A 21701-nucleotide genomic window follows, 5' to 3' on the forward strand; every position below is an offset into this window, starting at 1 on the left:
AATATAAGTTTATGATTTTAAGGTGTCTTTATGTGCCAGTTATTAGGAATGAATTGTAATACGCCAACAGATATTGTCTTTTCTTTTGAAGGCTTTCGCCGTAGAGCGGGATTAACTGACTGCCACTCAGATGGCTTTGGTATTGCCTTTTTTGAAGGGAAAGGCGTTCGTATTTTTCGTGATAACAAAGCGGGACATAGTTCACCTATTGCCGATTGCGTTAAGCAATATCACATTAAATCCTTCAATGTGATCGCCCATATCCGCAAAGCCACACAAGGGGCTGTAACCATTGAAAATACCCACCCGTTTATTCGTGAAATTTGGGGGGAGAATTGGGTGTTCGCTCACAATGGCAATCTCACTTCCATACCTGATATGTCAGAAAGTTTCTGCCAACCTATTGGCTCAACGGATTCTGAAGCAGCATTTTGTTATATGGCAGAGCAGCTCAAAAATCGTTTCCGAAAAAAGCCAACTGAAGAGGAAATTTTTCAAACTATTCAAGAGATTACTAAAGAATTAGCACAAAATGGAACATTTAATTTTATCCTTTCCAATGGCAATTGGATGATTGCACATTGTTCTACCAATTTACATTATCTCACGCGAAAATCCCCTTTTGGTACAGCCCAACGTATTGATGACGATGATGTCATTGATTTCCGCGAATACACCACAGAAAAAGATAAAGTCACTATCATTACCACTTTTCCTCTCACAAAAAATGAGCCTTGGATCAAAATGGAACACGGTGGTTTTGTCTTCTTCAAAGATGGTGACAAAGTTTATGAAGTGCTCGGCAAGGCAACAGCGTCCATTGATGATGGAACCCTAGGACTAGCTAAAACCGCATAATTCCTATCTATGTCGTACTAGGTTAATTCAAATCTAGTACGCTAACCTTTTGAGAAATTATTATTCTTTAATCAAACTCACCACAAAAAGTTGATCACCATCACATATTCATAATCTTTTTATGCGATAAACCTATAATCCCTATATCATCTGCCGCGGTAATATTACGGGGCATTTTGCCTAGTAATTAGAATAAAATAAAAACGGAGTTATTCAATGTCAAAGAAAACAATAAGCAATAAATTTGATCTACTTTGGACGCTAAATTTATTTGGCACTGCGGTTGGTGCGGGCGTGCTATTTTTACCGATTAATGCGGGTATGGGGGGCTTTTGGCCATTAGTGGTAATGATGTGTCTTGTCGGACCGATGACGTATTTTTCTCATCGTGCCTTATCCAGATTTGTTTTATCTTCTTCTAAAGCAGGTAGCGATATTACGGAAGTAGTAGAAGAACATTTTGGTAAAAATGCGGGAAAGATCATCACATTATTATATTTTTTCGCCATTTTCCCGATTTTATTAATTTATGGCAATGGGATCACCAATACGGTTGAATCTTTTATGATAAATCAACTTGGACTCCCTGCCCCTAATCGCGTGTTGCTTTCATTCATTCTGATTGCAAGTTTGATTTCAGTAATGCTGATGAGTGAAAAAATGATGCTGAAACTCACCGAATTTTTGGTTTATCCGCTGGTATTAATTCTTTTCGCCCTATCCATTTACTTAATTCCCCAATGGAATACGGCAATGCTGCACCAAATGCCTGATGCCACCAGTTTCATCAGTACCCTGTGGATCACCATTCCCGTACTGGTTTTTTCATTCAACCACTCTCCCGCAATTTCTTGCTTTTCTCAATCACAACAACGGGAATACCAGACCTTTGAATTAACGGAACAACACGCGAGCAAAACCCTCAAAAATACCTCAACATTATTGCTCTTTTTTGTAATGTTCTTCGTATTTAGCTGTGTTTTAACCCTCACGCCAGAAGATTTAGTGCAAGCCAAAGCGGAAAATATCAGCATTTTGTCCTTCTTGGCAAACAAATTTGACAATCCTTATATTTCCTACCTTGGACCTCTTGTGGCATTTTTAGCCATCACCAGCTCTTTCTTTGGACATTATTTAGGTGCAAGAGAAGGCATTCAAGGGCTATACTTAAAACTTTCTGGCAAGCAAGGCATTCAAAACCGAAAAACACTTAATTTTAGCACCGCACTTTTCTTTTTGCTGACCCTATGGGCGGTAGCAATTATTAACCCAAGCATTTTAGGCTTAATTGAATCCATTGGCGGCCCAATTATTGCCACCATTCTCTTCTTAATGCCGATGTATGCAATCCGTAAAGTGCCAGCAATGTCACGTTACCAAGGTCATATCAGCAATATTTTTGTTACCATTATGGGAATCATTGCAATCTCTGCGGTTGTCTATGGCTTATTTTATTAATTGAGATAGAATAACCCTCTTTTGAATACAGGGCTGAAATGCCCTGCAATAAAATTTTAGAGTATTTTATGATTAGTGTTTTTGATATGTTTAAAATTGGTATTGGACCTTCAAGCTCCCATACCGTCGGTCCAATGAAAGCAGGCAAACAATTTGTCGATGACTTGGCCGCCCAACATTTACTAGAAAAAGTAAGCCACATTAAAGTTGATGTATACGGCTCGCTGTCGATGACAGGGCGTGGACACAACACCGATATTGCGATCATTATGGGGCTGGCTGGGTATCTACCGCACGATGTGGATATTGATCTCATTCCGCATTTTATTTCTGAGGTAAAACGCACCGCACTTTTACCCCTTGCCCAAGAACAAAAAACCGCCCATTTTAATTACGAAACGGATATGGTTTTCCACCAAACTTTCCTTCCGTTACACGAAAATGGTATGACAATCTCTGCTTATGCGGAAGAAGAACTGCTTTATCGCCAAACTTATTATTCCATAGGAGGCGGTTTTATCGTTGATGAAGCTCATTTTGAGCAAAGCGAAGACAACGAAGTGAATGTACCTTTCCCCTATCAAAATGCCGCCGATATCTTACATCACTGTAAAGAAAATGGCTTAGCACTCTCAAGCCTAATGTTGCAGAATGAAATCGCCTTACACGGCAAAGAAGCAACGCAAGCTCATCTGAAACGCATTTGGCAAACAATGAAAGAATGTATTGAACACGGCTTAAGCACCGAAGGCTTATTACCTGGCCCGTTAAAAGTGGTTCGTCGTGCAGCGTCGCTCCACCGTTTACTACAAGCTAATAGCGGGCTTTCTAATGACCCAATGAAAGTGATTGACTGGGTGAATATGTACGCCCTTGCGGTGAATGAAGAAAATGCCGCTGGCGGGCGAGTGGTTACTGCTCCGACCAACGGTGCTTGCGGCATTGTGCCAGCCGTGTTGTCTTATTACGAAAAATTCGTTTCTCCAATCACAGACGAAGTGATCGAACGCTATTTATTAGCCTGCGGAATGATCGGCTCACTCTACAAAATGAACGCCTCCATTTCAGGGGCTGAAGTGGGCTGTCAAGGCGAAGTTGGCGTGGCTTGCTCAATGGCAGCGGCAGGCTTAACCGAAATTTTGGGCGGAAGCCCTGAACAAGTGTGCATTGCCGCTGAAATCGCAATGGAACACAATCTTGGACTAACTTGCGATCCCGTCGGCGGACAAGTGCAAGTGCCTTGCATCGAACGCAACGCCATCGCCTCAGTCAAAGCCATCAACGCCAGCCGAATGGCACTGCAACGCACCAGCAATCCAAGAGTAACCCTAGATAAAGTTATTGAAACGATGTACGAAACAGGAAAAGATATGAACGCTAAATACCGCGAAACCTCGCAAGGGGGATTGGCGGTAAAAATTGTATGTACTTAAAGTTTTTTATATCACTAAATTAACTTTATTTACATATCAAACCGCCTGCTAAAAACAGTATAACTGTAAAGCAAGATAAAATAACGCAGTATGCAAGCAAGAATATGTGGCTACCAAATAAAATTTGGTGCTAAATATCGCCACTTGATTTCAAAATGATACTGCGTTACATCGCATCAAAGGAACATTTATCGTATCTTCACTTAAGGTGTGACTTAAGCGGCGAGAATAAAAAGCATAGAGCCTTTCCAGATTAAAAATTATCAAAAATTCCTACCGCACTTCAAAATCTCAATGCCTATACAAATTACACACATCAGATAAGAAATAAAAAACGAATGCTGCAAATTAAATATAGCTTCTTTCCACTAAAAAAATGTGATTAGAATGAGAAACTGTAGCTTCTGCAAAAATTTTTTACTGCGAGATAAAACATTCTGCCGCTGTCAGTATGATAGTTCAGGAAATCACATAATACAGAATAACAACAAAAAATTACAATTATTGCTATTTATCACTCAACCAATGACTTTTTAGGCTGATTTCTCTAAAATACACCACAAACAAATAACTAGATGTAACGATGATCCCAGAACTTGCCTTTATCACCCTACTTTTTGCCTTAATGAGTGCCTTGCTATTGGCAGTTGTGCCAGCGATTGGCATTCAATATCGGCAGCCTCGCTTAATCCGCTTAGCGTGGAATTTCAGCTATTTATTTGGGATTTTCACCTCACTGGCACTGGGGCTATTGGCGTATTCTTTCGCCGTTGATGATTTCTCATTGCAATATGTCGCCGCCCATTCCAATTCTGCCTTGCCGATTTTTTTTAAATTGGCAGCCACTTGGGGCGGACACGAAGGCTCAATGCTATTCTGGCTCTTTTCCCTCAGCTTATGGACGATGGCATTCGCCTTTTTCAGCCGTAAAATCGATCCCATCATTGCTAGCCGAACCCTCTCTATTTTGGGCTTGCTGTGCGTTGGCTTTGCGGTGTTTATTGTGTTCTTCTCTAACCCTTTTGAACGCCTATTTCCTGTGCCACTGGAAGGGCGAGATCTCAATCCAATGTTGCAAGATGTGGGGCTGATTTTTCACCCGCCCCTACTTTATTTCGGCTATGTGGGCTTTGCGGTGAATTTCGCTCTCACCCTCGCCGCTCTACTCAGCGGGCATTTTGATGCGGCAATGGCACGCTGGACACGCCCTTGGGTGCTGGTATCTTGGTTTTTCCTCACGCTAGGCATAATGCTCGGCGCGTGGTGGGCATATTACGAGCTTGGCTGGGGCGGTTGGTGGTTTTGGGATCCCGTTGAAAACGCCTCGCTAATGCCTTGGCTACTCGGGCTAGGCTTGCTACACAGCCTATCAGTAAGCGAACAGCGAGGCATTTTCCATTACTGGACGATTTTATTTTCTCTTTTCGCCTTTGCATTCAGCCTGTTAGGCACATTCATTGTGCGTTCTGGCGTGCTGACCTCTGTTCACGCTTTTGCAATGGACGGCGAACGCGGAATGGCGTTATTGCTCCTCTTTTTCTTACTTACCACTTGCTCGCTGACCCTCTTCGCGTTGAAAGTGAATGTGCGCCCAAGTGAAAATAGTGCGGTGCATTTTTCCTTTTTTTCTAAAGAAAGCCTAATGCTCATAGCGAATATTTTGGTGGCGGTCGCCACGGCAAGCGTATTTTTAGGCACATTTTATCCAATGCTATTTAGCGCAATGGGCTGGGGTTCGATTTCTGTCGGTGCGCCTTATTTTAATACCATTTTCTTACCTCTTATCCTGTTAGCCTTACTGGCGATGATTGCGGTAATGGGAACATTCTGGAAAAAATTCCACCGCACTTTGCTTAGCCGTAATGGACTACTCTTCCTCCCCGCGTTAGTGCTAGCTTACAGCATTATCACCTTTAGCCTTAAAGGGGACGCAAGCCTACATTTTCAAGCCCTACCTTTTGTCTTAGTGGCACTGGCTTTTTGGTTGATTTTGGTGAATCTATGGGGCTGTTGGCGAGGCTTTTCCCTTAAAAATTGGGCGATGCGAATTGCACATTGCGGGCTAGGGCTGACAGTGATCGGGGCGACAATGTCGAGCTATTTCGGTAGCGAAATTGGCGTGCGTCTTGCTCCGCAACAAAGCCAAATGTTAAACGGCTACGAGTTTCATTATCTTGGCTTCTATAATGTGTTAGGTGCAAATTACACCAGCGAAGTGGCAGAATTTGAAATCAAAAAATCGGGTCAAAAAATCACCGCACTTTATCCCGAACGACGCTACTACGATGTGAGAACAATGAATATGTCGGAAGTGGGGCTACACTCGGGCTTGGCAGGCGATATTTACATTGTGATGGGCGATAAATTTGGCAACGGCGAATTTTCTTTCCGCTTGCATTACAAGCCTTTCATTCGTTGGTTATGGATTGGGGCGAGTTTAATGGCATTGGGGGCATTGCTCGCCGCGTGGTCATTGCGTCGCCGAAAAGTTGTAGCAAAAGGAAGTCAAGAATGAAAAGAAAGATTATCGTGTTTCTCCCGCTAATGCTCATTCTCAGCATTTGCATTTTATTGTTTATAGGCTTGCATAATGATCCGAAAAAAATCGCCTCCGCCTTAGTCGGCAAGCCTATACCCGAATTTTATCAGGCGAATTTACTCGATCCAGAACAAGGGCTAAGCCCAAGATCCTTGCCAAAAGGGGCGTATTTGCTCAACGTGTGGGGAAGCTGGTGTGCTTATTGCAAACAAGAACACCCTTTTTTAATGCAGTTGCACCAACAGGGCGTGCCGATTGTGGGGCTAAACTACCGCGATCAACGGCAAAATGCCTTGCAAATGTTGCAACAAATGGGTAATCCGTTTAGCTTGGTGATTGATGATAGTAAAGGCTTACTTGCGATGAAATTAGGCGTGGACGGTGCGCCCGAAACCTATTACGTGGATCGCCAAGGTATTATCCGCTACCGCTATTCAGGCCCATTAAACGAACAAATCTGGCAACAACAATTTTTACCATTGTGGACGGAATAAAAGCAAAAAATGCCTTGAAAAACCACCGCACTTTTATGTTAGAAATAGCTTTGCGTAAAAAGTAAAACACTCGTATTGGGAAAAGCGAGCATTAAAAAATCGCTGAGAAGCAATGGTTAGAATAAAAGGGCTGAGATTGAAAAGCTGAGCCAAAAAATCAACTATTCTCGCGATGGTAGAAAAACTCAAGTGCGAAAAACATTACCAAAAACTACCGCACTTTTGTTTTAGAAAATGATTTTGTGGGAAAGGTAAAACGCCCGAGTTGGGAAAAATGAGTGTTAAAAAATCCTTAAAAGGCAATGATGAGAATAAGAGAATGGAGCTTAGGGAGCTGAGGCAAAATAAATGAAAAAATGGTTTTTTCTATTGTGTTTAATCAGCCATTTCGCACGGGCGGAAATGGTGGATACCTTTGAATTTAAAAGCTCGGCGGAGCGTACCCGTGCGGTGGCATTAGCAAAATCGCTACGTTGCCCGCAATGTCAAAATCAAAATTTAGTGGAGTCCAATTCCCCCATTGCTTACGATCTTCGCCTTGAGGTGTATAAAATGGTGGAAGCGGGCGAAAGCAACGAACAAATTATCGCCACAATGACGGAGCGGTTCGGCGATTTTGTGCGTTATAACCCGCCGTTGAAATCCACCACGCTGTTGTTGTGGGGCTTGCCTTTTGTGCTGTTATTGCTCTCGGCGACCGCAATGTGGCGAATGCTACGCCAACGCCAAAAGCAAGGTAATCACACCGCGGGGCTTTCCACCAGCGAGCAACAGGCTTTACGTGAATTATTAGCAAAAACGGAGCAAAAACAATGACTTTTTGGCTGGGTATCGGGTTACTTTTATTGCTCACTTTCGGCTTATGGTTGCCGTTAGGGCGGGGACTGGATTGGCAAACCAATCATCGCCAGCGGGAAAATATTGCACGCTACCGCGAGCAAACGCAAGGCAATGTGGACGCGGAACTCGCACAAGAATTGGCTCAGCGTTTACTTGATGATGAAAAACAGCTTGAAAAACAACCGCACTTTATTCCTAAGACTTCCCCCCGCTATGGTGCTTATCTTGTTGTATTAATGGCGGTGTTGGTTGTTGTACCCTTAGGGTATTATTTTTCTCTTGATCGCTTTAGCGAAGTTCAGCAAGCCTTGCGAAACCCTGCGGAAAAAACGGCGACACCGCAAAATGCAGGGCAATCAGAAGATCGTTATGTGCTAAAAATCCAACAGCGATTACGGCAAAATCCCAATAATGCGGAAGATTGGATCGCTCTGGGGCAGGCTTATATGACGCAAAATGAGGTGGATAACGCCTTGCTTGCCTATTCCTATGCGGAAAGATTAACGGGGGCGAAGCCGTATTTGTTAGGTTTGATCGCCAATGGTTTGTATCAACAGGCGGGGCAAAAAATCACGCCTCAGGTGCGGGCATTGCTAGATCAGGCATTGGTGCAAGATCCCAAAGAAGTATCCAGCCTATCTCTCTTAGCAGGCGAAGCCTTTGTGCAAGGGCATTACGCCGATGCACTTCACTTATGGCAACAGGTGCTTGATGCGGAGAAATCTAGTGTAGATCGCCGTGCGATTATTCAAAATATGCAAATGGCGGAAATGTTACAAAACGCCAAAACACAAAAGGCAAACTAATTTTATGATGACAACGGTTTCAGACACCTTGATTATTGGGGCGGGGGCAGCGGGGCTGTTTTGTGCGGGGCAGCTTGCCAAGCAAGGTAAACAGGTGGCAGTACTTGATTGTGGCAAAAAAGCAGGACGCAAGATTTTGATGTCAGGCGGCGGCTTTTGCAATTTCACCAATTTGGAGGTAACGCCGCAACATTATCTTTCGCACAACCCGCACTTTGTGAAATCCGCCTTGGCACGTTTTACCCAGTGGGATTTTATCGCGTTGGTGGCGGAATATGGCATTCCTTACCACGAAAAAGAATTAGGACAGCTTTTTTGCGATCGGAGTTCGCAAGATATTGTGGATTTGCTTCTTAGCGAATGCGAAAAATACCAAGCTCAGATCCATTTACGCCAGAATATTGAGCAGGTTTCCGCCATTGAAAATGGCGGGTTCTCAGTGCAAGCAAATGGGAAAAGGTGGCATTGTCGCCAACTGGTGATCGCAACGGGCGGGCTTTCAATGCCCGCCTTAGGGGCAACGCCTTTTGGTTATCAGATCGCGGAGCAATTTGGGCTGAATGTGATTGCTCCGCGTGCGTCTTTAGTGCCGTTTCGTTGGCGAGAAACAGAGCAATTTTACACCGCACTTGCCGGCGTTTCTTTGCCTGTGCGTGTGAGTGCTGAAAATGGACAATCTTTCTTCAACCAATTATTGTTCACCCATCGCGGTATTTCTGGGCCTGCAATCTTACAAATTTCTAACTATTGGCAGCCGAATGAAGTGGTAGAAGTGGATTTATTGCCGAGCCAATCCATTAGGGATTATTTGCAGGAATTACGCCAAACCTCGCCAAAATTGCAGTTAAAAACCGCGTTATCTCGTTTGTTGCCGAGTAAATTGGTGGAGCTGTGGGTTGAGCGAGGGATGATCCCGAATGAAACCTTAGCGAATTTAAGCAAAGTGCGGTTAGAAAATTTGCACAATTTTATTCACCATTGGCAGGTTTTCCCCAATAGTACAGAGGGCTACCGCACTGCTGAGGTTACAATGGGCGGGGTGGACACCCACGAGATTTCCTCGAAAACAATGGAAGCTCAGACGGTGAAAGGATTGTATTTTATCGGCGAAGTACTTGATGTTACAGGTTGGCTGGGCGGCTATAATTTTCAATGGGCGTGGAGTTCGGCTTATGCCTGTGCGAGCCATATCGCCAGTTTATAGGCTAATTTCGCACTTTTATTACTCGCAAAAAGAAATTTGATCCGCGCTAAAATCTCGTTAAAATGGCAGGCTAATTTCCCTTTTTCATCTCATCAATAGCAAAATAACAAGGATTTTTTATGTCAGAACCCCGTTTCGTGCATTTGCGTGTGCATAGCGATTTTTCAATGATTAACGGTATCGCCAAAGTGAAACCGCTAGTCAAAGCCTGTGTGCAAAACGAAATGGTGGCAATGGCATTGACGGATTTCACTAATTTCTGCGGGCTGGTGCGGTTTTACGGCGAAGCCCTCTCTTCAGGTGTGAAACCCATTGTAGGGGCGGACGTGTTGGTTAAAAGCGATCTGCTCGGCGATGAGCATTTTGAGCTGACCCTATTAGCCAAAAATAACGCGGGTTATCATAATATTACCTTACTACTGTCAAAAGCCTACGAGCGTGGCTATCAGGATTTGCCTTATATCGATCAACAATGGTTGGTGGAACACCGCGAAGGCTTGATTATTCTTTCTGGCGGGCGCAACGGCGATGTGGGTAAAAAGCTACTGAAAAATAATTCAGCCGATGTTGAAAGTGCGGTGCGTTTTTATCAAGAATTTTTCCCTAACCACTTTTATTTGAGCCTCACTCGCACGGGGCGAGCGGAGGAAGAACGCTACATTCAAGCGGCATTAAAACTGGTGGAAAAACACCATATCCCAATGGTGGCAACCAATGATGTGTGTTTTTTATCTTCGGAAGATTTTGAAGCCCACGAAATCCGCGTTGCCATTCACGACAGCTATACCCTTGATGACCCGAAACGTCCGAAATTGTATAGCGATCAACAATATTTCCGCACTGAACAAGAAATGTGCGAACTCTTTGCGGATATTCCCTCTGCCTTGGCAAATTCGGTGCAAATCGCCAAACGCTGTAATGTAACCATTCGCTTGGGAGAATATTTTTTGCCGAAATTCCCGACGGGGGATCTCAGCACCGAAGAGTATTTAGTGAAGAAATCCCGCGAGGGCTTGGAAGAACGCTTGGCATTTTTGTTCCCCGATGAAAAAGAGCGGTCAGAAAAACGCAAGGAATATGATGAACGTTTGCAAGTTGAGCTAGACGTAATTAACCAAATGGGTTTCCCAGGGTATTTCTTGATCGTGATGGAGTTCATTCAGTGGTCAAAAGACAATGATATTCCTGTTGGACCGGGGCGTGGCTCAGGGGCGGGATCTTTGGTGGCATATGCGTTAAAAATCACCGATCTCGATCCCCTTGAATTTGATTTGCTCTTTGAGCGTTTCCTCAACCCTGAGCGGGTATCAATGCCCGATTTTGACGTGGATTTCTGTATGGACGGTCGCGACCGCGTGATTGAGCACGTTGCGGAAACCTACGGGCGTGGGGCGGTGTCGCAAATCATCACCTTTGGAACAATGGCAGCGAAAGCGGTAATTCGCGATGTGGGGCGAGTGTTGGGACACCCTTATAATTTTGTGGATCGTATTTCTAAACTTGTGCCACCTGACCCTGGTATGACCTTAGCGAAAGCCTTTGAAGCCGAACCACGTTTGCCTGAAATTTATGAAAGCGATGAGGAAGTAAAAGCCCTCATTGATATGGCTCGCAAGCTGGAGGGGGTAACCCGTAACGCTGGGAAACACGCGGGCGGCGTGGTGATTTCTCCAGGGCTGATTACGGATTTTTCGCCGTTATATTGTGATAGCGAGGGCAAGCACCCCGTTACCCACTTTGATAAAAATGATGTGGAATATGCAGGGCTAGTTAAATTTGACTTCTTGGGGCTGCGGACGCTCACCATTATCAAATGGGCATTGGATATGATTAACGCTCGCCTAAGCAAAGAAGGCAAGCCATTAGTGGATATTAACCGCATTCCCCTTGATGATCCGCAATCTTTCCAAGTGTTACTCAATGCAGAAACCACCGCCGTGTTCCAGTTGGAATCACGGGGAATGAAAGATCTGATTAAACGCCTAAAACCTGACTGTTTTGAGGACATCATCGCGTTGGTGGCGTTGTTCCGCCCAGGGCCGTTGCAATCGGGAATGGTGGATAACTTTATCCGCCGTAAACACGGGGAAGAAGAAATCTCCTACCCCGATGCGGAATATCAGCACATTTGGCTGAAACCAATTTTAGAGCCAACCTACGGCATTATTTTGTATCAAGAACAAGTAATGCAAATCGCCCAAGTACTGGCGGGTTATACCCTTGGTGGAGCGGATTTATTACGCCGCGCAATGGGGAAAAAGAAACCGGAAGAAATGGCAAAACAGCGTTCTGTATTTGAAGAGGGGGCGGTGAAAAACGGCGTGGACGGCAACTTGGCAATGAAAATTTTCGACCTCGTGGAAAAATTTGCTGGCTATGGGTTTAACAAATCTCACTCCGCTGCTTATGCCTTGGTTTCTTACCAAACCCTATGGCTCAAAGCCCATTATCCTGCGGAGTTTATGGCTGCCGTAATGACCTCTGAAATGCATAATGCAGAAAAAATTGTGGGGCTTTACGATGAATGTTTGCGAATGGGGCTTAAAGTTACACCACCAGATATTAATACCGGTCAGCATCATTTCAGCGTAAATGACAATGGTGAAATTGTCTATGGTATTGGTGCAATCAAAGGCGTAGGAGAAGGCCCGATTGAAGCGTTGATTACTGCCCGCGAACAAGGTGGCATTTTCAAAGACCTGTTTGATCTTTGTGCGAGAGTGGATTTAAAGAAAATTAACCGCCGCACTTTTGAAAACCTAATAATGTCAGGTGCATTTGATAAACTCGGGCCACACCGTGCAGCATTAGCGAAAAATTTGGAAGATGCACTTAAAGCCTCCGATCAATATGCTAAAAATGAAGCCATCGGGCAGGCGGATATGTTCGGCGTGCTAACAGAAACCCCTGAAGAGGTTGAACAAGCCTATGCCAACACGCCACGCTGGAGCGAAAAGCAGATCCTTGATGGAGAGCGGGAAACCCTTGGGTTGTATTTGACTAGCCACCCAATTAGTCCTTATTTGAAGGAGCTTGCTCATTATAGTTCAACACGTTTAAATGAACTTGTGCCGAATTATCGAGGACAGATTAGTACTACTTGCGGACTAGTGGTCAATTCCCGCATCGCCATTACAAAAAAAGGCAATCGATTAGGCATAGCTACCCTTGATGACCGCTCAGGGCGGTTGGATCTCACCTTATTTGGTGAAACCCTTGAACGTTTTGGAGAAAAATTACAAAAAGACAGCATTGTAATTGTATCTGGGCAAGTAAGTTTTGACGATTTCTCCCAAGGGCTAAGAATGTCAGTACGTGAGCTGATGACCCTTGATGAAGCTCGTAGCCGTTACGCAAAAAGTTTAGCTATTTGCTTAACCCAAGACCAATTAAATGCCCAATTTATCAAAAAACTTAAGGATACCATTACCCCTTATTGCGGTGGTGTATTACCAATTAATGTGTATTATCAAAGTCCACAGGGCAGAGCATTAATCAAACTCGGTGTGCAATGGTCCGTAAACCCAACTGATGAGCTTATTCATTCCCTAGTTGAACTGATAGGACAATATGCTGTGGAATTAGAATTCGGTTAATGCGGTTTATTGAAACAGAAAATAGATAGAAATTTATACTTCCATAGCACGTTCTTCGTGCATAAAAGTAGGAGTTTTTATCCTAGCATCTTCGTCTGAAAGCAAAATGAATTGTATTATATATCGTTTGTTATGTTTTCTCTGCTGACTGTAACACCTAAATATCCAAAATCAGGGCAAATCCTATGGATTCGCCCATCATTCATAAATTCACGTTACATTACGCAAGGGTCATTTGCCCTGCGTATAAAATAAAGTAACGCAAGCACAGTACGCCAATCAAGCCTAACGCGGCAACAATCAGCATAAAGCCTTTGCGGTGTTTTAGGCTGTCATTGGCGAAGGTGTTAAGCAACAGCGGTAAGACAATGCCGATACCAACCACGCCGAACCAAAAGACATTCGACCAAAAACCGCCGCCAAGTGCGGTGTGAAATGCCACGGTTTTTTGCCCGCCACCAAGGTATAAGCCAAAGAAGAAAGCGAAGAGCAAAAAGGCTTCAATCAACACGACAGGCAATTCAAATTTATGCAAAAATGCCAAACCTTTGGAATGCGTGTTTTCTTTGGTGAAGCATAGGGTAAAGAAAATCAATGCGGCGATGCCTGATGACGTACCTGATGCCAAGAATAACACTGGTAAGACAGGGTTATTTAGCATTGGATAGCTCACTAAGGCGGAAAGCAAGAAGCCCGTATAAGCCCCTAATGCGACGCTAAATAACAAAGTAACAAGCTCAATCACATTGGTAAATTTCGCGGCAAAATCAATGATTTTCTCAGCTAAATTAGCGAGTTTTGGGATAAAACGCTTCACTAAACTTAGCACGAGGGATTTAAAAATAATCGCCAGCCACAGCACCAAGAACAGCATATACAACTGGAACAACATCACCCCAGCGGACATAATTGAGGTGTGGTGATAATTGAACATTAAGTACCAGAATGTCCAAGGTTTGGTTAAGTGGAAAATCAATAGCAATAAACCAATGGTAATGCTAATCGGTGCAAGCAAGGCATTAACCTTTAAGATATTGTTTTCTTCTGGGCGTTCTCCTGCCAACCCTGCACGTTTTAACAATACCGCAAGCATTGTTGCCCCAGCGGAAATTCCTAATAAAAAGAGATAAATCGCAATCGGGCCGTCCCAGACTAAAGATGGAAAATGAAATGGGCTGTTCATCGTCTGATCTCCCCTGCTCTGGCTGGAACGTGGTAAAGATTAGGATCTGTGCCCAGTTCAACTTTGGTACGATAGGTTTGTTTTTCTTTTAATTTCAATGAAATCGCACTATTCGGATCGTTGGTATCACCAAAAGTCAGTGCTTTTGTCGGGCAAGATTCCACGCAAGCGGGCTGTTTGCCTTTTGCAAGGTTTGTATCGCGACAGAAATTACATTTATCCGCTGATTTATAAACAGGGTGGATAAAGCGAACGCGATAAGGGCAAACCGCGATGCAATATTGGCAGCCTACGCACAAATCTTTATGCACATCAACAATCCCTGTGGACGCGTCAATGTAAGACGCACCCGTTGGACAGACCGCCACGCAAGGGGCATTGGTGCAATGCTGGCAAGAATGGCGGAAAAATTCATATTTCACATTAGGGAACTCGCCATAGGGTTTGCTACGAATAATTTCTAAACGCGAAACACCCTCTGGCACTTGGTTTGTTTCTCGGCAAGCGTCCATACAAGCCGTGCAGCCAATACAAGCGGTTTCATCGTGCAACATCGCGTAGCGAATGGGCTTTTCTTCCGCTTTTTCTTGAGCAACAGATTTGACGGCAGTGCCTGTCATTAGGATCAACGCCCCCATACCGGAAACAAAATTACGGCGTGAACAAGTGGTCATTGGCTATCCTTTTGTTTAGTCGTTGGATCAAGATCTTTCAAGGCTTTGCGTTTTTGTTGCTCTCCGTGGCAATCTACGCAAAGTTTAACCCGTTGTTTTTTCTCAATGCCTTTCATTGCATCTTTTTCTGGGTGCAAGGTATGGCAAGCGGCACAAGGCAATTTCATTGCGTGGACATCGTGCGCCCAAAGTTTTTCGCGTAATTTTTCAGGACGATGGCAAGAAAAACACACTTGGTTTTGTTCTTGCACCGAGTACATCGGGGTTTTGTCCGAGAAAATATTGCTTTCAAAACGCATTACATCTTTCACGCCGCGGCGATGGTTTTCAGAAATATTACCGTGGCAACTCACACAGGTGATCGGCTTGCCTGTGGCTGGATTGGTTTTGGATAAATGCGTACCGTGGAATTTACCAAAATGCAAATCGCCGCCTGATTGTTCCTCATTGGCTTCCAATTTATGGCATTTGGCACAGTATTCATTTGGGTTACGCTGGTTTTCCAACGTGGGTTGATAGCTAAGCTCCGCAGGTTTACTCGCGGCTGATGCGGGCAATTCAACAATCATCACCCCCAATAATGCCGCCAGTTTCACCATTTTCTTTAATGCAACATTCATTTTTCTTTCCTCAAATTCTCATTCAAAATAGACCGCACTTTTGTTCGCACAATAAAGTGCGGTTACTTTTTGGCTTATTTTGCTGGTGGAGCTTTCTCCATTAAGCCTTTTTCTAACGCTTCTTTATTCCATTGTGGAACAACTTCTTTGAGGAACTTTTCTTTCGCCGCACGTTCTTTGGCAATATCAATACCCATTGCTTTCCACGCTTTATCCGCATCAGAAATGTCTGGATAATTGATCGGCTGTTTTACGCCGTGTTTGGTGAGGATCACCGCTAATTTGGTACGGGCATCAGCAACACGATCAAGCCCCGTGGCGATGGTTTTTAAGATCACATCTGGTGCGTGAATATGACCGCCGTGTCCTGCTGCAGAGTAATCCCAACGCCATTGTGCGTGGCGAATGTCTTGTAATGCAGGCTTCATTTCTTCTTCTGTTGCCCCTGCGTCCCAAGCGGCTTTGGCTTCAAAGTGGGCTTTCACGAGCTGATCTTCCAGTTTAAGCATTACCTCTTTGATGTCTTTTTTGTGTCCAGTTACCACTTTTTGCAAGGTTTCTTTGCTTTGATCGTGGCAGTTCGCACAAGTGTTTTCAAAGGAATCAAGTGGGTTGCCAATTTGGTGATCGGTGTAAACTTTACCGTCTGCCCCTTGCACTTTCGGCATATGACAATCCACACAGGTTACGCCGTTTTTGCCGTGTGTGCCTTGCAACCAAGTTTCATAATCTGGATGCTGTGCTTTCAACATTGGGGTTTTAGATAAGGAGTGAATCCAGTCATAAAATTCGATGCTGTCGTAGTATTTTTCCATACTGTCCACATCAACCCCTTTTTGCCAAGGGAAAACCACATTGTTCACCACTTTTTTATCGAAGTAATATTCAACGTGGCAGTTCGCACAAATTGCCCCGCGTTTATCGGTTTTGTCTAAATGAGCAAAGTCTTTACCAATGGTATCCAAGGCACGCAAAACGTGTGGACGAGCAATGCGTAAGGCTGGTTTCCCTTCCGCGAAGTCTTTTGATGTGGTGTCGTGGCAATCGGCACAGCCGATAGGGTTCACAATTTCAGCCCCACCTTTCGCCCATTTGCCATCAAAGTATTTTTCCTCACCCCATTCTGCAATTAAACGTGGTACATCGGGGCCTTTACAAGTCCAGCACGCCATCGGCTGCGGCCCGCTATTGACATCAAAAGGTGCTCCCGTACGCAAAATATTACGCACATCTGTAATAGTATAAAAGTGTCCACGAGGTTTGTTATATTCTTTTGAGAACGCATAACCGCCCCATAAAACGATTAATCTTGGATCAACTTCATCAGCGTAAACAATTTCAGAAGATTTTGCCGTATCCGCCCAACCTTGATATTGTTTTGGGTATTTTTCCGCAAATTTTTCACTGATAGTTTCAATTTTCAAATCAGGATTCGGTTTTGCCAGTTCTTCACGGGTAGGGGCACGTTTTTCCGCCGCACTATTATCTACCGCCATAGCAGACGATGCCGCCGCTAAAGTTAATCCAGCCATTGCCAGAGAAGCTAGCGTTTTTCTGAAAATGTTCACGATAATTACTCCATTAAAAGTTGATCAAGGGATATCCCACATTCGCAAAATGCACGTTCATTATATGTTATAAAAATGATAATTTTTCTCATTAAAAACAATGGGATAATGAACATAAAAGAGAATTCTACGAGCGTAAAAATAGCAAATCCGCCAAGATTTTTCAGGGCTATTTTGCTATTTATTGCGTTTGATCAATCTTTTTCTACTCAACACCCTTTTATAGGTATTTAAATCCTATAAAAACTATCAATTAGAGGTATAAAACTTATTGAATTATAAAAAAAACCAAATAAAAATAGATGCATTTTACAAAACTCATTCAGGAGAAAAATAAGTAGAAATGGGTGAGCAATAAATACCGCGTTTTGAGAAAAATTGGATACTTTATTTGGAGTGTAAGCAAAAAGAAAAGTGCGGTGAAAAAATAATGATTTTTCACCGCACTTTTATTTCAATTATTTCACTAATTTACCGCTGGCTTGTAAATCGGCATGGTAGGAAGAACGCACGAAAGGCCCGCAAGCGGCGTGTTCAAAGCCCATTGCGTTGGCTTTGTCGCGAAACTCATCAAATTCTTCAGGCGGAACATAGCGAGCTACGGGTAAATGATGGCGGCTTGGCTGTAAATATTGCCCAAGTGTGAGCATTGTTACGCCGTTGGTGCGTAAATCTTGCATCACTTGCAAAATTTCTTCGTTGGTTTCCCCTAAGCCCACCATTAAGCCCGATTTGGTTGGAATATCAGGGAACATCGCTTTAAAGTCACGCAATAATTTCAACGACCATTCATAATCCGCCCCTGGACGAATATCACGATACAGACGCGGCACATTCTCTAAGTTGTGATTGAACACATCAGGCGGATTATCTTTTAATTTTTCAAGGGCTTGCTCGATGCGTCCGCGAAAATCAGGTACGAGGATCTCAATTTTGATCCCTGGATTAAGCGCGCGGATTTCTTTGACACATTCGGCGAAATGTCCTGCCCCACGATCAGGCAGATCATCGCGATCCACCGAGGTAATCACCACATAACGCAATTTCATATCCTGAATGGTTTCTGCCAATTTGCGAGGCTCTTCGGGATCAGGCGGCAATGGCTTGCCGTGAGCCACATCGCAGAATGGGCAACGACGGGTACAGATCGCCCCTAAAATCATAAAGGTTGCCGTGCCGTGATTAAAACATTCGTGCAGGTTTGGGCAAGAGGCTTCTTCACAAACCGAGTGCAAGCCGTGGCGACGCATTCCATTTTTGATGCTGTCGATTTTCGCTGAATTGGCTGGAAGTTTAATTTTCATCCACTCAGGCTTTTTCAATAAAGGCTGGTTGGGATCAATATTTTTTACAGGGATAATGGAGGTTTTCGCGGCATCACGATATTTTACGCCGCGTTCCATTTTGAAAGGAGTTGCCATTAATGATCCTATGCTTGTTAATGATTTGTTACGGAATTATACCCCAATAATTGGGTGAAGTGTGCAACTAATTTCGGCGAGATCTTTTCGAGATCGGCTTCATCAGCGGGGATAAAATCTGCCATTTGGCACATTTCTAACCCCGCGTAACCACAGGGGTTAATTTGCAAAAAGGGGCGGAGATCCATTTGAATATTCAAGGCTAAACCGTGAAAAGAGCAACCTTTGCGAATGCGTAAGCCGAGCGAGCAGATCTTTTTGCCGTCCACATACACCCCCGGTGCGTCCGCTTTGGGATAACCTTCAATCCCGTAATCTGCCAAAGTTTGCACTACCGTTTGTTCAAGAGCGGTAACTAATTGACGCACATTGAGATCTCGCCCTTGTGCTTTCAAACGTTTGATGTCAATCAGCACATACATAATCTGCTGCCCTAGCCCGTGATAGGTGATTTGCCCGCCACGATCCGATTGCACCACGGGGATCTCACTTTGGCTAAGCAAATGCTCTGGCTTGCCCGCCAAACCTTGGGTAAACACCGCTGGGTGTTGTACTAGCCAAATTTCATCGGTGGTATGTTCATCACGGTTATCGGTGAATGCCTGCATTTTATGCCAGATGGTTTGATAATCCTGTATGCCGAGTTGGCGAACGATAATAGATTGGGTCATCTTTCCCCCTTTTAGCCAATTTTTTAGCCCGTTTCCTTGTACCTTTTTGCTAGCCTTTTTAAAGGCCGATTACAGCACCATTCTTACGCCATCAATTTTGGCAAGCTCCGCATAGAGGGTTTCCACTTGCTCAATATTTTCTGCCACAATATCTACCGAAATTGATTTGTATGTGCCTTTTCCGCTGACATTTTCACGCGGATTATAATCGCCTTTGGCATATTTTTGTACCACAGCGATCACATCATCGGCTAAATCAGGTCGGTTTGCTCCCACCACTTTAAAGGTGAAATCACAGGGAAATTCTAAAAGATCTTTAAGTTGCTTTTGTGGAATATCTTCAAGTTTTACGACTTTTTCTTGTTCTGCCATTTTATGTTTCCTAAAAATTGTTAAAAATTTAGACCGCACTTTGAATAAAGCACGGTCATCTTGCGATTAAAATAGGGAGAATTTCGCGAATTTCAAGTCTAGCTAAATAAGCTTTTCACGGTTAGCACCAGCCAGTCCCAAGCCTTGCCGAAAAAGCCGCCTTCGGCAACCTCGTTCATTACTTGTAAATCCACTTGGGCGATGTCTTTACCGTCAAGCTGATAAATCACTTTACCCACCACTTGCCCTTTGGCTAATGGGGCTTCGAGGTATTTTTGCGTGAGTTCATAGCGTGCTTTAACATCGGCTTGTCGCCCTTTTGGTAAAGTTACAAAACGATCTTGCAATACGCCAAGTTGAACCTTGCCGTTATCGCCGTAGTAAACGCTTTGTTCTGACACCGCTTTGCCCGCCTCTAAGGCTTTGAAGGTTTCAAAATTGGCAAAGCCCCATTGTAATAATTTTTTGCTTTCGATTTCACGACCTTTGTAGGTTGGCACGCCCATTACCACAGAAATTAAACGCATATTGCCATTGCCTGTGGCAGACGCCACTAAATTATAGCCCGCTTTGTCGGTATGCCCTGTTTTCATTCCATCAACATTAAGGCTTTTATCCCATAATAAGCCGTTGCGGTTTGGCTGGCGGATTTTATTAAAAGTAAATTCTTTTTCGGAATAAATTTTATATTCTTCAGGCAAATCACGAATAATATGAGAACCGATGATCGCCATATCGCGGGCAGAAGAATATTGATTTTCATCGTCTAAACCGTGTACGGTGGTGAAATGGGTATTTTTCAAACCAAATCGTTCAACATATCTGTTCATTACATCGATAAAATTCTGAGTTGTTCCTGAAATATGCTCTGCTATTGCAACACAAGCATCATTACCAGACACTACAATAATCCCGCGATTCAGTTCATCGACGGAAACTTGCTGATTGAGATTTAAAAACATTTTTGATGAACCGGGGAAATTTTTGCCCCACGCACTTTCACCAATGGTAACCATATCATTATTATGGATTTTGCCTTGCTTTAAGGCATCCCCCACCACATAACTAGTCATCATTTTTGTCAATGAAGCTGGGTATTGACGCTGATCAGGGTTCAACGCAGCTAATACTGCTCCCGAATCATAATCCATCAAAATAAAGGTTTGTGCATTAAGCTGTGGTATAGAAATATTATGTTGCATATCTACGGCAAAAGTTGATTTTGCCATACTCAGGCTTACCACCGCCAATGCTATTCCTGTTACTCTATTTAATACATTTTTTATCATTCTAAACTCACTTATAAATCACACAATAAATCGTTATTTAATAGGTTTCTCAACCTTTTTCATTACAGCTGATTGCTTAGCTAACTTCATCAAAGAATCAGCCCCTACGCCTGATAAACCTCCTGCGGCATCAACGTAAAATACTTCAACGCGAACCTGTCCAATTCCTTGATGAATAATGCCTAACTCCCTTGCTGCTACTCGAGATAAATCAATAATTCTTCCTTTAACAAAAGGGCCTCTATCATTAATCTTTACAATAACTTTCCTCCCATTACGCAAATTTGTTACTAACGCATACGAGTTCATTGGTAATGTCTTATGTGCTGCAGTATAGCGGTTAGGATCATAGCGTTCCCCACTAGATGTTTTCCGTCCAGTAAATTTATTATGGTAATAACTCGCTTTCCCTACCTTAGTATATTCTTTAGCTATATTATAGGGTATTGTAGTATAACTTATTCCCTTCACTTTATAAGTACGGCTTTTATTTGAAATTTTATGATAAACCAATTTAGGGCCTTTGATGCCATATAATTTTTGAATTTCTACATTCTCAGCATTTATTACCGTACTAAATAAAGTAATTAATAATATAAAACAAATATTAATCAACTTACTGAGTATCATATTAAAATCTCCCATTCCCTAAATAATATTTATTAGATACAAGCA

Annotated in this window: 18 protein-coding genes; 9 read left to right on the plus strand and 9 right to left on the minus strand. The window is 43.4% G+C overall.

The window, feature by feature from the left end; all coding sequences use genetic code 11:
• Nucleotides 1-30: 30 nt before the first annotated feature.
• The 9 genes from HBL79_RS06570 to dnaE all read left to right on the plus strand — a co-directional run bounded on the left by HBL79_RS06570 (nt 31) and on the right by dnaE (nt 13228).
• The gene (locus HBL79_RS06570) at nt 31-858 is read left to right on the plus strand and encodes a class II glutamine amidotransferase (protein WP_035687605.1); all 828 of its coding nucleotides are present in this window, start codon (nt 31-33) and stop codon (nt 856-858) included.
• Between the two features lie 216 nt (nt 859-1074).
• Nucleotides 1075-2316 carry a serine/threonine transporter gene (locus HBL79_RS06575; RefSeq protein ID WP_017807170.1) on the plus strand — a complete coding sequence of 414 codons (1242 nt, stop codon included), beginning with the start codon at nt 1075-1077 and terminating at the stop codon, nt 2314-2316.
• Nucleotides 2317-2384: 68 nt separating this feature from the next.
• Nucleotides 2385-3749, plus strand: coding sequence for an L-serine ammonia-lyase (locus HBL79_RS06580; RefSeq protein WP_035687667.1), 1365 nt, complete (start codon nt 2385-2387; stop codon nt 3747-3749).
• 583 nt (nt 3750-4332) lie between these two features.
• Nucleotides 4333-6264: a heme lyase NrfEFG subunit NrfE gene (gene nrfE, locus HBL79_RS06585; RefSeq protein WP_035687608.1), complete on the plus strand. Its 1932-nt coding sequence runs from the start codon at nt 4333-4335 to the stop codon at nt 6262-6264.
• Nucleotides 6261-6782 carry a DsbE family thiol:disulfide interchange protein gene (locus HBL79_RS06590; protein WP_035687611.1) on the plus strand — a complete coding sequence of 174 codons (522 nt, stop codon included), beginning with the start codon at nt 6261-6263 and terminating at the stop codon, nt 6780-6782. Before nrfE ends, HBL79_RS06590 begins: the two co-directional genes overlap by 4 nt.
• Before the next feature lie 348 nt (nt 6783-7130).
• Nucleotides 7131-7598: a heme lyase NrfEFG subunit NrfF gene (gene nrfF, locus HBL79_RS06595; protein WP_035687615.1), complete on the plus strand. Its 468-nt coding sequence runs from the start codon at nt 7131-7133 to the stop codon at nt 7596-7598.
• Nucleotides 7595-8428 (plus strand): c-type cytochrome biogenesis protein CcmI, encoded by an 834-nt coding sequence (gene ccmI / locus HBL79_RS06600; protein WP_035687618.1) that lies wholly within the window; start codon nt 7595-7597, stop codon nt 8426-8428. Before nrfF ends, ccmI begins: the two co-directional genes overlap by 4 nt.
• Before the next feature lie 7 nt (nt 8429-8435).
• The gene (locus HBL79_RS06605) at nt 8436-9632 is read left to right on the plus strand and encodes a BaiN/RdsA family NAD(P)/FAD-dependent oxidoreductase (RefSeq protein WP_035687670.1); all 1197 of its coding nucleotides are present in this window, start codon (nt 8436-8438) and stop codon (nt 9630-9632) included.
• A 119-nt stretch (nt 9633-9751) separates the two neighbouring features.
• Nucleotides 9752-13228 carry a DNA polymerase III subunit alpha gene (gene dnaE, locus HBL79_RS06610; RefSeq protein ID WP_035687620.1) on the plus strand — a complete coding sequence of 1159 codons (3477 nt, stop codon included), beginning with the start codon at nt 9752-9754 and terminating at the stop codon, nt 13226-13228.
• A 220-nt stretch (nt 13229-13448) separates the two neighbouring features.
• Here dnaE and nrfD read toward each other — a convergent pair whose 3' ends face one another.
• The 9 genes from nrfD to HBL79_RS06655 all read right to left on the minus strand — a co-directional run bounded on the left by nrfD (nt 13449) and on the right by HBL79_RS06655 (nt 21671).
• Entirely contained in the window at nt 13449-14411 is a 963-nt protein-coding gene (gene nrfD / locus HBL79_RS06615; protein WP_035687623.1) for a cytochrome c nitrite reductase subunit NrfD, read from the minus strand.
• The gene (gene nrfC, locus HBL79_RS06620; RefSeq protein ID WP_035687625.1) at nt 14408-15085 is read right to left on the minus strand and encodes a cytochrome c nitrite reductase Fe-S protein; all 678 of its coding nucleotides are present in this window, start codon (nt 15083-15085) and stop codon (nt 14408-14410) included. Before nrfC ends, nrfD begins: the two co-directional genes overlap by 4 nt.
• Nucleotides 15082-15684: a cytochrome c nitrite reductase pentaheme subunit gene (nrfB, locus tag HBL79_RS06625; protein ID WP_233570725.1), complete on the minus strand. Its 603-nt coding sequence runs from the start codon at nt 15682-15684 to the stop codon at nt 15082-15084. The genes nrfC and nrfB overlap by 4 nt, the downstream gene beginning before the upstream one ends.
• Before the next feature lie 95 nt (nt 15685-15779).
• Complete coding sequence (nrfA, locus tag HBL79_RS06630) at nt 15780-17273, minus strand: ammonia-forming nitrite reductase cytochrome c552 subunit (protein ID WP_035687629.1); 1494 nt, start codon at nt 17271-17273, stop codon at nt 15780-15782.
• Between the two features lie 458 nt (nt 17274-17731).
• Entirely contained in the window at nt 17732-18694 is a 963-nt protein-coding gene (gene lipA / locus HBL79_RS06635) for a lipoyl synthase (protein WP_017805634.1), read from the minus strand.
• Between the two features lie 17 nt (nt 18695-18711).
• Nucleotides 18712-19365, minus strand: coding sequence for a lipoyl(octanoyl) transferase LipB (gene lipB, locus HBL79_RS06640; protein WP_035687632.1), 654 nt, complete (start codon nt 19363-19365; stop codon nt 18712-18714).
• A 69-nt stretch (nt 19366-19434) separates the two neighbouring features.
• Nucleotides 19435-19737 carry a DUF493 family protein YbeD gene (ybeD, locus tag HBL79_RS06645; RefSeq protein ID WP_017805632.1) on the minus strand — a complete coding sequence of 101 codons (303 nt, stop codon included), beginning with the start codon at nt 19735-19737 and terminating at the stop codon, nt 19435-19437.
• 98 nt (nt 19738-19835) lie between these two features.
• Nucleotides 19836-21026 (minus strand): serine hydrolase, encoded by a 1191-nt coding sequence (locus HBL79_RS06650; protein WP_026138480.1) that lies wholly within the window; start codon nt 21024-21026, stop codon nt 19836-19838.
• Between the two features lie 33 nt (nt 21027-21059).
• Nucleotides 21060-21671 carry a septal ring lytic transglycosylase RlpA family protein gene (locus HBL79_RS06655; protein ID WP_051128096.1) on the minus strand — a complete coding sequence of 204 codons (612 nt, stop codon included), beginning with the start codon at nt 21669-21671 and terminating at the stop codon, nt 21060-21062.
• Nucleotides 21672-21701 lie beyond the last annotated feature (30 nt).

Source organism: Avibacterium paragallinarum (genome assembly GCF_011765605.1).
Lineage (GTDB): Bacteria > Pseudomonadota > Gammaproteobacteria > Enterobacterales > Pasteurellaceae > Avibacterium > Avibacterium paragallinarum.

Bases quoted from the DNA above. Each gene is read 5' to 3' on its own strand.
- HBL79_RS06570 (WP_035687605.1), top strand. From the start codon at position 31: ATGTGCCAGTTATTAGGAATGAATTGTAATACGCCAACAGATATTGTC.
- HBL79_RS06575 (WP_017807170.1), top strand. From the start codon at position 1,075: ATGTCAAAGAAAACAATAAGCAATAAATTTGATCTACTTTGGACGCTA.
- HBL79_RS06580 (WP_035687667.1), top strand. From the start codon at position 2,385: ATGATTAGTGTTTTTGATATGTTTAAAATTGGTATTGGACCTTCAAGC.
- nrfE (WP_035687608.1), top strand. From the start codon at position 4,333: ATGATCCCAGAACTTGCCTTTATCACCCTACTTTTTGCCTTAATGAGT.
- HBL79_RS06590 (WP_035687611.1), top strand. From the start codon at position 6,261: ATGAAAAGAAAGATTATCGTGTTTCTCCCGCTAATGCTCATTCTCAGC.
- nrfF (WP_035687615.1), top strand. From the start codon at position 7,131: ATGAAAAAATGGTTTTTTCTATTGTGTTTAATCAGCCATTTCGCACGG.
- ccmI (WP_035687618.1), top strand. From the start codon at position 7,595: ATGACTTTTTGGCTGGGTATCGGGTTACTTTTATTGCTCACTTTCGGC.
- HBL79_RS06605 (WP_035687670.1), top strand. From the start codon at position 8,436: ATGACAACGGTTTCAGACACCTTGATTATTGGGGCGGGGGCAGCGGGG.
- dnaE (WP_035687620.1), top strand. From the start codon at position 9,752: ATGTCAGAACCCCGTTTCGTGCATTTGCGTGTGCATAGCGATTTTTCA.
- nrfD (WP_035687623.1), bottom strand. From the start codon at position 14,411: ATGAACAGCCCATTTCATTTTCCATCTTTAGTCTGGGACGGCCCGATT.
- nrfC (WP_035687625.1), bottom strand. From the start codon at position 15,085: ATGACCACTTGTTCACGCCGTAATTTTGTTTCCGGTATGGGGGCGTTG.
- nrfB (WP_233570725.1), bottom strand. From the start codon at position 15,684: ATGGTGAAACTGGCGGCATTATTGGGGGTGATGATTGTTGAATTGCCC.
- lipA (WP_017805634.1), bottom strand. From the start codon at position 18,694: ATGGCAACTCCTTTCAAAATGGAACGCGGCGTAAAATATCGTGATGCC.
- lipB (WP_035687632.1), bottom strand. From the start codon at position 19,365: ATGACCCAATCTATTATCGTTCGCCAACTCGGCATACAGGATTATCAA.
- ybeD (WP_017805632.1), bottom strand. From the start codon at position 19,737: ATGGCAGAACAAGAAAAAGTCGTAAAACTTGAAGATATTCCACAAAAG.
- HBL79_RS06650 (WP_026138480.1), bottom strand. From the start codon at position 21,026: ATGATAAAAAATGTATTAAATAGAGTAACAGGAATAGCATTGGCGGTG.
- HBL79_RS06655 (WP_051128096.1), bottom strand. From the start codon at position 21,671: ATGGGAGATTTTAATATGATACTCAGTAAGTTGATTAATATTTGTTTT.